Source organism: Enterobacter sp. E12 (genome assembly GCF_014596715.2).
GTDB classification, from domain to species: domain Bacteria; phylum Pseudomonadota; class Gammaproteobacteria; order Enterobacterales; family Enterobacteriaceae; genus Enterobacter; species Enterobacter bugandensis.
Genome location: NZ_CP115601.1, coordinates 2,696,475 through 2,710,125, shown reverse-complemented (window position 1 = coordinate 2,710,125; position 13,651 = coordinate 2,696,475). Strand labels below are relative to the sequence as shown.

Annotated in this window: 8 protein-coding genes; all 8 read left to right on the top strand. The window is 57.0% G+C overall.

All coding sequences use genetic code 11. The annotated features are described in order from the left end of the window. The first annotated feature begins 2 nt into the window (after positions 1-2). The 8 genes from tssH (at position 3) to IB212_RS12880 (ending at position 13,642) form a co-directional block, all read left to right on the top strand. Positions 3-2,618, top strand: coding sequence for a type VI secretion system ATPase TssH (gene tssH, locus IB212_RS12915; protein ID WP_041909556.1), 2,616 nt, complete (start codon positions 3-5; stop codon positions 2,616-2,618). Between the two features lie 24 nt (positions 2,619-2,642). Beyond that, positions 2,643-4,061, top strand: coding sequence for a serine/threonine-protein kinase (locus tag IB212_RS12910; RefSeq protein WP_041909558.1), 1,419 nt, complete (start codon positions 2,643-2,645; stop codon positions 4,059-4,061). 20 nt (positions 4,062-4,081) lie between these two features. Beyond that, positions 4,082-4,885, top strand: a complete 804-nt coding sequence (locus tag IB212_RS12905) for a hypothetical protein (RefSeq protein WP_045630818.1) — start codon at positions 4,082-4,084, stop codon at positions 4,883-4,885. Beyond that, positions 4,869-5,321, top strand: a complete 453-nt coding sequence (locus tag IB212_RS12900) for a hypothetical protein (protein WP_041909560.1) — start codon at positions 4,869-4,871, stop codon at positions 5,319-5,321. Before IB212_RS12905 ends, IB212_RS12900 begins: the two co-directional genes overlap by 17 nt. A 71-nt stretch (positions 5,322-5,392) precedes the next feature. After that, positions 5,393-7,954, top strand: coding sequence for a type VI secretion system tip protein TssI/VgrG (tssI, locus tag IB212_RS12895; RefSeq protein ID WP_041909561.1), 2,562 nt, complete (start codon positions 5,393-5,395; stop codon positions 7,952-7,954). Further along, on the top strand, positions 7,954-8,652 hold the full coding sequence (locus tag IB212_RS12890; protein ID WP_041909562.1) for a hypothetical protein: 699 nt from the start codon (positions 7,954-7,956) through the stop codon (positions 8,650-8,652). Before tssI ends, IB212_RS12890 begins: the two co-directional genes overlap by 1 nt. An 82-nt stretch (positions 8,653-8,734) precedes the next feature. Further along, a complete protein-coding gene (locus IB212_RS12885; protein WP_041909563.1) occupies positions 8,735-9,175 on the top strand; it encodes a DcrB-related protein in 441 nt (146 codons plus the stop codon). 3 nt (positions 9,176-9,178) lie between these two features. Then, positions 9,179-13,642 carry an RHS repeat-associated core domain-containing protein gene (locus IB212_RS12880; RefSeq protein ID WP_041909564.1) on the top strand — a complete coding sequence of 1,488 codons (4,464 nt, stop codon included), beginning with the start codon at positions 9,179-9,181 and terminating at the stop codon, positions 13,640-13,642. Positions 13,643-13,651 lie beyond the last annotated feature (9 nt).

Below are 13,651 nucleotides of genomic sequence, written 5' to 3'. Positions count from 1 at the left end.
ACATGTCAGAAATTAGCCGTGCCGTGCTTTTCGGCAAACTGGATACGCTGTTATTTACCTCTCTGGAAAGCGCGACTGCCTTCTGCAAGCTGCGCGGCAACCCCTACGTTGAGCTGGTGCACTGGCTGCATCAGCTGATGCAGCAGCAGGATGGCGATCTGCAGCAGGTCATCCGCCACTTTGCCCTCGACGAACAGCAGCTAACGCGCGATATCGTGGCGGCGCTGGACGCTCTGCCGCGCGGCGCAAGTTCCGTTTCCGATCTCTCCGAACATATCGACAGCGCCGTGGAGCGCGCCTGGGTATTCGGCTCGCTGAAGTTTGGCGTCAGCCGCATTCGCGGCGGCCATTTGCTGATCGGCATCCTAAAGACCTGGAATCTGGCCAACGTGCTGAAAAGCATCTCGTCGCAGTTCACCCGCCTTAACGTCGAAGTGCTGATTGAGCAGTTCGACGCCATCTGTGGCAACAGTAAAGAGACGCAGCAGGCCGCTGCCGCCGTCGATGCACCGGCGGGTGCGGTCCCGGCGGCTCAGGGTACGCTGGCCCAGTACGGCCAGGACCTGACCGCTCGTGCCCGCGACGGGAAGATTGACCCGGTTGTCGGGCGCGACGAGGAGATCCGCCAGATGGTCGATATCCTGATGCGCCGCCGCCAGAACAACCCGCTGCTGACCGGGGAGGCCGGGGTCGGCAAAACCGCAGTCGTTGAAGGGCTGGCGCTGCGTATCGCCGACGGCGACGTGCCGGAGCCGCTGCAAAATATTCAGCTGTGGCTGCTGGATATCGGCATGCTGCAGGCAGGCGCGGGCATGAAAGGCGAATTTGAAGCCCGTCTGCAGGCGCTCATTAATGAAGTCCAGTCCAGCGCCACGCCGATTATTCTGTTTATCGATGAGATCCACACTCTGATTGGTGCAGGCGGCCAGCAGGGAACCGGCGATGCGGCGAACCTGCTGAAACCGGCCCTGGCGCGCGGTCAGCTACGCACCATCGGTGCCACCACCTGGGCGGAATACAAAAAGTACATTGAAAAAGACCCGGCGCTGACCCGTCGTTTCCAGACCGTACAGGTTCACGAGCCGGACGAAGCGAAAGCGATTCTGATGCTGCGCAGCACCGTGTCGCCGCTTGAGACGCACCACCAGGTCCTGCTGCTCGACGAAGCGGTCAGCGCGGCGGTGAAGCTGTCCCATCGCTACATTCCGGCGCGTCAGCTGCCGGACAAAGCCGTAGCCCTGCTCGATACCGCCTGCGCCCGCGTGGCGGTCAGCCAGAGCGCGCCGCCGGCGCAGCTGGAAGACTGCCTGCGCCATCTTGCCGCGCTGGACGTGGAAATTGAAATTGCTGAACGCGAAGCGCGCGTCGGCGCCGGTGACGCAGAGCGCGTAACGGCATTAATCACAGAGCGCGACGCGTATGAAACAAAACGCGAAGCCCTGGCCCGGCGCTGGGAAGACGAGCGCGGCCTGGTGCAGGAGATTATCCGCCTGCGCGCCGCGCTGTTTGCGGCGGGCGAGGAAGAGACCGCCGAGCTGCGCAGCCAGCTGGCGGAGCAGCAGCAGGCGCTGAACGCCTTACAGGGTGACGAGCCGCTGCTGTTTGCGGCGGTAGATGAAAACGTGGTCGCCGCAGTCGTCTCTGACTGGACCGGGATCCCGCTGGGCCGGATGGTGAAAAACGAGATCGACGCGGTGCTGAACCTTGCCGATACGCTGAACCAGCGCGTTATCGGCCAGCGTCACGGGCTGGATCTCATTGCCCGCCGCGTGAAAACCTCGCGGGCGAAGCTCGACGATCCGAACAAACCGGTGGGCGTCTTTATGCTGTGCGGCCCGTCCGGCGTCGGGAAAACTGAAACCGCGCTGGCGCTGGCGGAATCCCTGTACGGCGGCGAGCAGAACGTCATCACCATCAACATGAGCGAGTTCCAGGAAGCGCACACCGTTTCCACCTTAAAAGGTGCGCCTCCGGGATACGTAGGGTATGGTGAAGGCGGCGTGTTAACCGAGGCCGTGCGCCGTCGCCCTTACAGCGTGGTGCTGCTGGACGAAATTGAAAAAGCGCACCCGGACGTCCATGAGATCTTCTTCCAGGTCTTCGACAAAGGCTGGATGGAGGACGGCGAGGGGCGCCACATTGATTTCCGTAACACCATTATCATTCTGACGTCCAACGTGGGTACCGAGCTGATAAGCGCCATGTGCGCCGATCCGGAGCTGATGCCGGAGCCTGACGCGTTAAGCGGCGCGCTGCGCCAGCCGCTGCTGGAAGTATTCCCGCCGGCGCTGCTGGGCCGCCTGCTGGTGGTGCCGTACTACCCGCTCAGCGACGAGATGCTCGGGCAGATTGTGCGCCTGCAGCTCAAGCGCATTCAGCGTCGTCTGGAAGAGAATCACAGCATTATTTCTGAGTTTGACGACAGCGTGGTGGAACAGATTGTTCAGCGCTGCACCGAGGTGGAGTCCGGTGGCCGCATGGTGGATGCTATCCTGACTAACACCCTGCTGCCTCAGATGAGCCAGATCTTACTTACCGCCAGCCGCAGCGACGAGCAGTTCCGACGCCTGCATGTCACCTGCGAGCAGGGCGAGTTTCACTGTCAGTTTGCCGCGTAATAATCATCAAGAGAACTGTAAAAGATGACGGATAATGATAACAATCGGACTGTCCCAAACGCGCTCCCGGTCGGGTACCGCTTCAACGAGTTTGAAATCAAAGAGGTGATCGGCGGCGGCGGTTTTGGCATTGTCTATCGCGCGTGGGATCACCAGCTCGAACGCACTATCGCTATCAAAGAATTTATGCCTTCCTCGCTCGCCGTGCGCGGCGACGACATGACCCTGGTGCTGCGCAGCGAGCGCTTTGGCAAAGCATTTTCCGCGGGCCTGAACAGCTTTATTCAGGAAGCGCGTCTGCTGGCGCGTTTTAACCACCCGAACCTGCTGCACGTCCTGCGTTTCTGGGTGCAAAACGACACGGCTTACATGGGGACGCTGTTTTATAGCGGCACCACGCTTTCACGCCTGCGCGAAGAAAAACCGGAGCTGATCAACGAGGCCTGGATCCGCCGCACGCTGCCGATGCTGTTCGGGGCGATCAAGACCATCCACGACGAAGGCTATCTGCACCGTGATATCTCTCTGGATAATATTCAGATCCAGGATAACGGCCTGCCGGTGCTGCTCGATTTCGGCTCCGCGCGCCGCACCATCGGCAACCTTTCCGACGAAACGGAAACCATGCTGCGCCCCGGCTTTGCGCCGATTGAGCAGTACACCGACGACAACGAGAGCGAGCAGGGGCCGTGGACGGATATTTACGCCCTCGGCGCGGTGCTGCGTACCCTGATTGTGGGTTCTCCGCCGCCGGTCAGCGTGGTGCGCTCCATCCAGGATACCTGTAAGCCGCTGGTGGAAATCATGCCGCAGGGCTACTCCATCCCGCTGCTGCAGGCCATCGACCGCGCGCTGGCGCTGCACATGGAGGATCGTCCGCAGTCTATCGACGAATTCGCGGCGCTGATTGAGATGCCGGTCGCCGGGATCAACGACGTGCTCACCGCCAAAAAGACCGGCACCATGCTGGTTCCTGTTGAGGAAGAGAAGCCAGCTTCGGTGCTCGACTGGCGTCGCTATAAGATCCCGGGCATGGTTGCCGCGGGCGTGCTGGTGGGCGTTGTCGCCGGGGCGATGCTGTTCAGCGGTGGGAATGATGCGCCTGAGCAGGCTGCCCAGGCTCCGTCAGAGACGCGTCCGACAGAAACTGCCGCGAACGCGCCAGAGGTGAAGCCAGAAACGGCGACGGTGAGCGAACCGGCGACGGCACAGCAGACGCCACCGCCTGCCGCGAGCCCGATTGCGCTGGTCTATATCCGGATCCTCGACGGCGAAACGCTGAAAGTTAACGGTGAGCCAAAAGCGCTGCGCCCGGGAGCTAACGGCTATGCATCGCTCAAGCTGCCGGCCGGTGAGGCGAAGATTGAGCTGCAGGGCAACGGAAGAACGCGTGGCCAGACGCTGGAGATTGCCAAGCCGGGCACCTGGCTGGTGAATCCGTAGAAATATAAACAGGAGAAACTATGGAAGTGTACGATCTTCGAAGCCAAAGGCTTCATCCAAAGGAATTCGAAAAGATTGTCTCTCCTGTTTATGCACGGAGCGACGTAGGGCGTGAATTTGTTGTGGTGCGCGGTGCTTTAAATCCATTTCACAGCATTGATGGTTTAACGTTGCGACGTCGCTTCGAATTTAATCCTAATGCCGTGTTTGATCCTCTCTACGCACAAAATCTTAGTAAAATTGAACGGTTAATTGACTCAGGAGAAGTCGTTTTAACAGACCACCGTCAACGGACAAAAGCCATATATCCCTTTTTCATCTCTGAGTCAGGAGAGTTGTTTTGTGTAGATGAGAAGATGTACAGCTCAGCTTTCGTGAGTTACATCCTCGAACGTTACCGAAACAATGTCGCTCTATTTGGAAAACCAGCCCCAACGCGTGATGCTTTTATTCCCTTGACTGCTCACTATGGGCCAGGTTACTGGAAAACTGTGGAAGATGATTATCATGGCACAAAAAATGTTGTGATCATGGCGATTAATCGTCTGACGAGCATGGGGGATGAGGGAAGAGTATTTGGATCGGACGGTAAAGATTACATGAATACGTCGCGCGACAAAATCCAGCGCTGGACAGCACTACCCGCAGACCTGGACGGAGTATCACGCGCGTTGATATCTGAAAAATCTGTAATTAGACGATTCGGAGAACAACGATCCATTTATCAGAAATACCTGGAGAGCGATGATGCCTGGGCAGTAAGTGGTAAATCATGGCAATGGATACCTGGAGTCAGAGAAGAGGATTATGAATTTAAAAAATAAATTATGGTATTTCTGGGGATGCATGGATGTACTGGCTCTTTTGCTTTACTCTATAAATTCACTTCGCCAGAACAGGATCCCCTTCATTTCAGATATAATCGCGTTCACAGGGAACTCAGATGTCATTTCAGGAGGCGGTTACAGCTTTATCGTAACCCTCTTTTTTATATTTGATTTGCTTTTGTTGCTTTCTCTTTTTGCTTCGGCCTGGCTGTTTTTTAAGAGAAAAAATGTTGCGATTAAGTTTGCCCTTATTCAGGAAGTCTTTCGTCTCATTTCATTCAGATGTTCGGTTTCTCTTTTCCCACTTCTGATAAGTGTGTTTGGTATTTCAAATGTGTGGGTGAATTTAGGGTTGTTTGTTATCTCGGAGTTTCTGAAGATATATTCTCTCATTTACGTAATGGGCAAAAGAGAAAAAACTCATTCACTTTGATATATAAATGACGCTCATGCATAGATGCGAACCTCTTTTCTGAATCGCATAAGCAATATGGAATAAAGATTATGCTCAACCGAATTACCGTTCAGCTCCCGATGGAGGGGCTTCTGTTCTGGAAACTGACGGGCCGCGAGGCGATGTCCGAGTCGTTTGCGCTGACGCTGACAGTGCTCGGCACGGACGCGCGCATTGACCGCAGTAAGCTGCTGGGCCAGCCGGTCACGGTGACCATCCCGACGCAGAGCCTGCTGACCTCCCGCTATATTAACGGCAAGATTACCCGCGTGGCGGTGAGCGCCGTTGAGCTGACGGGCACCCGCTATGCGGTGTACCAGCTGACGGTGGAACCGGACCTGTGGCCGATGAAGCGCGACCGTAACCTGCGTATTTTCCAGGGGCAGACGGTGCCGCAGATTGTGAAAACCCTGCTGGGCGAGCATCAGGTCAACGTCGAGGATAAGCTCACCGGCAGCTACCGGGTGTGGGACTACTGCGTGCAGTATCAGGAGTCGAGCCTGGACTTTATCAGCCGCCTGATGGAGCTGGAGGGGATTGCCTATCACTTCAGACACGATGCGGACAAGCACACCCTGGTGTTGACTGACGCCGCCACGCAGCATCAGCCGTTCAGCGGCTATGAGGTCATTCCTTACCACCAGACGCCGTCCGGCGGCAGTACGGATGAAGAGGGCATCAGCCAGTGGGCGCTGGAGGACAGCGTGACGCCGGGGATTTACAGCCTCGACGACTATGACTTCCGCAAGCCGAACGCGTGGCTGTTCCAGGCCCAGCAGAACCCGGCGTCGCCGAAGCCGGGCAGCATCGACGTGTACGACTGGCCGGGGCGCTTTGTGGACAAAGGTCACGGGGAGTTCTATGCCCGTATCCGTCAGGAGCGCTGGCAGGTGGAGCACCAGCAGATTCAGGCCACCGCCACGGCGGCGGGGATAGCGCCGGGGCACACCTTCACGTTAACCAACGCGCCGTTCTTCAGCGACAACGGGGAATATCTGGTGACGGCAGCGGGCTACCACTTCGAGGAGAACCGCTACGCCAGCGGCGAGGGGGAGACCATACACCGTACCGATTTCACGGTCATTCCGTCGGCGGTGGTTTACCGCCCGGCGCAGTCCACGGCGTGGCCGCGCACCTACGGCCCGCAGACGGCGAAGGTGGTGGGGCCGAAGGGGGAGAGTATCTGGACGGATAAATATGGCCGGGTGAAGGTGAAGTTCCACTGGGACCGGCTGGCGAAGGGCGATGACACCAGCTCCTGCTGGGTTCGCGTGTCGAGCGCGTGGGCAGGCCAGGGCTACGGCGGGGTGCAGATCCCGCGCGTCGGCGACGAGGTGGTGGTGGACTTTATCAACGGCGACCCGGACCGTCCGATCATTACCGGTCGTGTGTACAACGACGCGAGCATGCCGCCGTGGGCGCTGCCGGCAGCGGCAACGCAGATGGGCTTTATGAGCCGCACGAAAGACGGTTCCGTGGACAACGCTAACGCCCTGCGCTTTGAGGATAAAGCGGGTGCAGAGCAGGTGTGGATCCAGGCCGAGCGCAACATGGACACCAGCGTTAAAAATGATGAAACGCACAGCGTCGGCGGGGCGCGCAGCCATTACGTGAAGAAAAATGAGCTGCATCGCGTAGAAGCGAACCAGACGCAGGCCGTGAAAGGTGGCACCGAGATCCTGACGGGGAAAGGCAAGCTGGATGCGGCGGTCGAGCAGTATGTTATTGCATCCGGGACGAAGCTGCGGCTGGTCTCAGGTGAAAGCGCCATAGAGCTTAACGCTAACGGCAAGATTAACCTGATCGGCAAAGAGTTTAACTTCTTCGTGGAAGGGGATGGTTATATCACCACGGGCGGTAAGCTGCATCTGAATACCTCTGGCACTAAGCCGGGCACAACGGCGCCGGGGGCAGGGCATAAAGGGGATATTGATGCGGCGGTGCAGGCGAAGTTTTCGCCGGAACAAAGCAAGAAAGGGGCAGGAGCGTCTCCTGTGCCATCACAGTCTGCAACGAAACCAGCACCTCAAGCCACAGTAAGTAATGCCACTTCAGCAACACCGACTCAAAGTGAGGACAAGTTTTCAAAGATCTCACCTATTATCTTCCAAAATGAAGGAGGATACGTTAATGACCCTAACGACGCAGGGGGTGCTACCAATAAAGGAATTGCGTGGAAAACATGGCAGAAATATGCCAAGGAAGATCTTGGTGTTGAACCCACATTGGATAACCTAAAAAATTTAACCAATGAACAAGCTGAGACAATTTACCGTAAACGTTACTGGGAGCCGTCTGGGTTTAACAATCTTAATGATCCTAAACTCGCACTAATGTCTTATGATTGGACCATAACCTCCGGCGGAGCCGGTAAACAAATCCAAAAATTGCTGAACAATGAGTTTGGCCAGCAGTTGATTGCAGATGGGAAAATAGGGCCTAAGACTATAGACGCAATGAACAGCGTAAGCGACTCAGCGAAGCTTACCTCCAGAATAGCGGACATTCGTAAAGAATATTATGAAAATCTTGTGGTAAATAACTCAAAAAATGCTAAGTTTTTGACAGGTTGGTTAAATCGAGTTGATCGGTGTGCACAGGTGGCTTTGTAATGAATATAAAATTAGTAATGCTATTGATGGTTGCAGGTTTTAATAGTGGTCATGTAATAGCTAAAGATTTGTTTTCTGGTCAGTGGAGCGGAGAACAAAAAAATGAGTCAACACTGACTTTACGATTAACTCAAGTTGGTCAAAATGTGAATGGTAGTTATTGTTATGTTACGCAAAACGGTAACCGCATTGACTGTCCCCCAGATGATGAGAATAATCTAAAGGGTGTTATTGCTGAAAATCGAGCAAATGTGGAATTTAACTCTTCATTTGGTGGTGAAAAGGGACATGCGAAACTGGAAGTTGTTGGTGATAAAATGATCTGGACTTTAATTACACCGCCACAGAAAGGTGAATATTATGCTCCGCAGAATTATAAACTAACAAAAGTGTTAAAGTCGCCGGTGTCCGAAAAAAGAATTTTTGAAACCGATAAATTCAACATTACTCTAGTAAATAAATGTGGTTCGTTTGAAAGCGACTGCAATGATATGTTTTATCTTGGAATTAGAAAAGGTGACAATAGTACAATTTCTTTAAATGGGAAGACTTTAAACGATGCGACAGGAAAAGTAATTGGCTCCTTATTTAAAAATGGCGAAATTACCTATGCGGTTACCTATAACCCATTGAAATTGGTAGTCAGTAAGGGTGGTGATATTTTAGTTGATCAGTCAGGTCAATGGATTAATAAGTAGAATTTATTACTAAAGGGTCAGTGTTCTCTGGCCTTTATTTTTGCCTTCACTTTTCTTGATATTAATCATCCCGAGTTCACTTATGAAATACACCCTCCAGGAAGGTTCGTTTTCCCTATTTCCTGCTGCCTGGCAGGATAACAGCATGAACATCATTCGCGATGACGAAAGCGGGCTGTCCGTGGTGGTCAGCCGCGGCGTGATTCCCGATGGCAGCGACTACGAACAAGAGTTTCACCGCCAGTGGGATGTGCTGCGTCCTCAGATGGGTGAGATTGCCCAGAGCGAGTTCCGGAGCGTAAAAGCCGGGCCAGACGGAAACATTAGCGGACTGGAAGTCGAGACCACTTTTGACCGCAACGGGCAGCGTCTGTGGCAAAAACAGCTGGCTGTGCAGACGCCGGGCAAACCGGTATTGATGATTTTTACCCTCTCGGCACTCAGAGCCTTTACCGAAGAGGACGAGGTGCGCTGGAGCGCGCTTAAGCAGAGTCTGACGCTAAACGACAACCGGAATGTGTAAGGCATGAGCGATAACAACGCGGCCCGTAAGGGCGACGAGATTATTCACTCCAGCATTTTTGCTGACATCACCAGCATTGTGGCGGAAGGTGCCGCCTATGCGGTGATTGGCGCGGCGGTAGGGCTGGCGGCTACGGCGGCCGCGCCACTCCTCGGTGCCGGAGCCGCCGCCGCGGGCGTGGCAGCAATTGGATCCAGTTGTCTGTTAAGCGGCATCATTGGCGGCGTGCTGGCGAACGTGGCGGGGATCACAGACGATATCAGTAACGCCGCGGAAGGGTTAGGTAATGCGCTTTTCCCGCCGTCGCCTGCGGGCAAAATCACCACCGGTTCGAACAACGTTCTGACCAACGCAATCCCTGCCGCGCGCGCGGCAGGCACGCTCACGCCCGCCGATACCCCGCCCCCTGAGCCGCAGTCGCCGGGCAGCTTTGCCGATTACGCGGGCATGCTGCTTTCCGCCGCCGGACAGTTTGGCAGCGAAATGTGGCAGCCGAGCGTGGCCTCTGCCGCTGCGGGAACCTCGCCGCTGGAAGAAGACAAGGTGGCGTGTGAAAAACACTCCGGGCCGCAGTATCTGGCGGAAGGCTCCAAAAGCGTCTTCATCAACGGCCAGCCTGCGGTGCGAGCGAAAGATCGCACCACCTGCGAAGGCACCGTTTCCGACGATGTCTCTCCTAACGTGATCATCGGCGGGGACACGCTCACGGTCCGCGATATCAAAAGCGGTAAAACGCCGGGTCTGGCGCTGGGGATGATTGCGCTCTCCCTGCTGCGCGGGCGTCCGGGCAAGATCCTGAAAAACATGCCCTGCGCGCTGGCGGCGGCAGGCGGTGGGATGCTGGCGGATATGGCGGTGAATGCCGTGTTTGGCTCCTCGCACCCGGTTCACGCCGCCACCGGCGTGAAGGTGCTGAATGACGACGACGAGCTCGATTTCTCGCTGCCGGGGCGCTTTCCGTTGCGCTGGCAGCGCAGCTATAACAGCCTGACCACCCGCGAAGGGCTGTTCGGTCTGGGCTGGGCTACAACCTTTGACAGCTATCTGACGCTGGAAGATAACAATGCGACCTGGTTCGATGAAACCGGGCGCGAGCTGAGCTTTGAACTGCCGCCTGTCGACCAGGCGTTTTACAGCATCAGCGAAGGCATCATTATCCGCCGCAATGAGAGCGGCGACGTGGCGATTGCCGACGATGACGGCGCGGTGTGGCGTCTGTACAAACCGACCCGCGCGAATCCTTCTATCCTGCGTCTGGCCTCCCTCAGCGACGAATACGGCAACGCGCTGCTGACGGCGTGGGACGAGCACGGCAGGCTGGTTGGTCTTCACGACGAGCCGCGGGCTATCGACGTCACCCTGCGCTATGAGGATGAACGTTTCCCGCAGCGGGTTACCGCAGCCAGCCATTTCGACGGCAACCAAACCTGGCCGCTGATGCAGTGGGGCTACGATGCGCGCGGCCAGCTGGCGAGCGCGACGGATGCCTCCGGCGTGGTGACGCGTGAATACCGTTACAACGACCACGGCCTGATGGTCTGGCACCGCTTGCCGGGGGGGCTGGAGAGCGAATACCGCTGGCAAAAATTCGACCACTGGCGCGTGGTGGAAAACCGCACCAGCACCGGCGATGGCTGCCGCTTTAGCTACGATTTAGACGCGGGGCTGACGACCGTCGAGCACTACGACGGCCAGACGCGACGCCACTACTGGAACGCACAGAATCTGATTGTGCGCTACGTCGACGAGCGCGGTGAAAACTGGCGCTACGAGTGGGACGATAACGAGCTTCTGACGCGCCGTATCGATCCGCTCGGCAATGCCGTCACCTTCGTCTACGACGAAATGGGCAACCGGGTTCAGGAGACCGACGCCGACGGCAATACCCGCACCACCACCTGGCTGGAGCACCGCGCGCTTCCCTCGGCCATTATCGAAGCCGACGGCAGCGCCACCCGCTTCTGGTACGACGAACACCACGGGCTGAAGCGCGTGCTGGATCCGCTGGGGCAGACGACGCAGCTGCGCCGGGACGAGTTCGGCCAGGTCGTTGAAGAGGTCGATGCCGCCGGAAACAGCCGCTACCAGGAGTACAACGAGGCCGGGCAGGTTGTGCGTTCGACGGACTGTTCCGGGCGTATTACCCGCTATCGCTATCACCCGCTGGGCTGGCTGGTGGCAGAGATTAGCGCCGACGGTGAAGAGACGCGCTACCGCTACGACGCCGCAGGGCGCCCGGTGCAGCTCGATCGCCCGGAAGGCTGGACTGAGTCGCTTAAATGGAACGAACGTGGCCTGCCGGTGAGGCACGCGGGCGCCGACGGGAAAGAAAGTGAGTTCAGATACGATGAGGCGGGGCGCTTAACCGCCACCCGTAATACGCAGGGTGAAGAGGTCCGTCGCCGCTGGGACAGCCGCGGGCGTCTGATTGCCCTGGAAAACGAAAACGGCGAAGCGTACCAGTTCCGCTGGGGCGCTGACTCGCTGCTGCTGGAAGAGGTAGGGCTTGATGGCGTGGCCTCGCAGTATCGCTATGACGCCTGCGGACGCACGATAGCGCGCACGTATGCCGCCGGCCATCCGGAGGCCATCACCCACGCCTTCGCCTGGAGCGCGAGCGGCCAGCTGGTCGCCCGCACCACGCCAGAAGGGCAGACCCGCTACCACTACACGCCGTCCGGGCTGTTAAGCCGCATTGGGCTGCATCCGGCGCTTTCAGCCGACGCGTGGACCACCGAGGCAGAGCAGGAGCTTGTGTTTGAGTATGACGCGCTCGGGCGCGTTACGCGCGAAGCGAGCGAGCATGGTGAGCTGGCGTGGGGATATGATGCGCTGGGCAACCGCACTTCCGTCACGCTGCCCGATGGCCGCGAGCTGAAACAGTTCTACTACGGCAGCGGACATCTGCTCAGCATCGCCCTTGACAAGTTGTCGGTCTCCGACTTTACCCGTGACGAACTCCACCGCGAAACAAGCCGCACCCAGGGGCTGCTGACCACCCGCAGCGAATACGATCGTCTTGGCCGACTGCATCGCAGGGACGTCTTTACCGGCAATGCCCAGCGCCCGTCGCCGCGCCGCTGGTCCCGCCGCTGGGATTACGACTATCGCAATAACCTGGTGAGGGAAGAGCGGGACGATAACCCGTTCAGCTGGTACCGCTGGCAGTACGACAGCGCCGGGCGTCTGCTCGTTCAGGACGGCACGCTGCCCGGCCAGGAGCAGTGGCGCTGGGATGCGGCGGGTAACCCCCTCGAAGACTCTGCTGAGAAGGTCACGCATAACCGCCTGACGCAACTGAACGGCATTCGCTGGCGCTATGACGTCCACGGACGCACCGTGGAGAAAGATAACGGCCAGACCCGCTGGTACTACCGTTACGATGGCGAACACCGCCTGACGGAAGTCATCAGCCAGCCGCGGGACCGCAACAGGCCGCAGACGCAGGTCAGCTTCCGCTACGATCCGCTCGGGCGACGCATCAGCAAAACGCGCCGCCAGATGCTGGGCGGCCAGCCAACCGGTAAACCGGTCACCACGCGGTTTGTCTGGGAAGGGTTCCGCCTGCTGCAGGAAGTTCACGGGGATGTACCGCTGACCTACGTCTACAGCGATCAGGACAGCTACGATCCGCTGGCGCGTATTGACGGCGCTGATGACCTGGAGATCTTCTGGTTCCACTGCCAGCCCAACGGCACGCCGGAGCGGATGACGGATAGCGAAGGGCAGGTGCGCTGGGAAGGGGTCAACAGCGCCTGGGGCAAGCTGCTGCGGGAAAGCGAGACGCAAGTATCAGGATATTCTCAGAACCTGCGTATGCAGGGGCAATACCTGGACCGTGAGACAGGGCTGCACTACAATCTGTTCCGGTATTATGACCCGGATTGCGGAAGGTTTACGCAGCAGGACCCGATAGGGCTGGCGGGGGGGATAAACCTTTACCAGTATGCGCCGAATGCGCTGGGGTGGGCAGATCCATTAGGCTTACGATGTGGGCGAACTAATACTTGGAATGATTTTCAGCGGCAGCATAAAGGTCGTTTCAAATCATCAACTGAAGCGGCTTCTGCTTATAAAAAATTAGTTAATGAACAATCGCCTTGGCCATTAAATGAGCCTCCTTTAGATGCAACATTAGTCCCAGGGACTCGAGTAAAAATGGCCGTATCTCCAGGCCAGCCAGCGACGAGACCTGGAGGGTTTGCTACATTTGACGATATTCCTAATGCTTCATATGTTAGAAATGAGCTCGCTGTGAAGATGGAATGGAAACCGGATATTGATAGAGTAATAACTTATGAAGTTAAGAAACCATTACCAGTTAAAATTGGTGCGGTTGGACCTCAAGTTGATAAAGGTGCGAATGTATATCTGCCTGGTGGCGGTTCACAAGTCGAAATGGCTGTGCCACCTGCAGAACGCATGAATTATTTGGAAGTTATTGACGAGTCGTTGCTCAAGCCCTAATTTATGAAA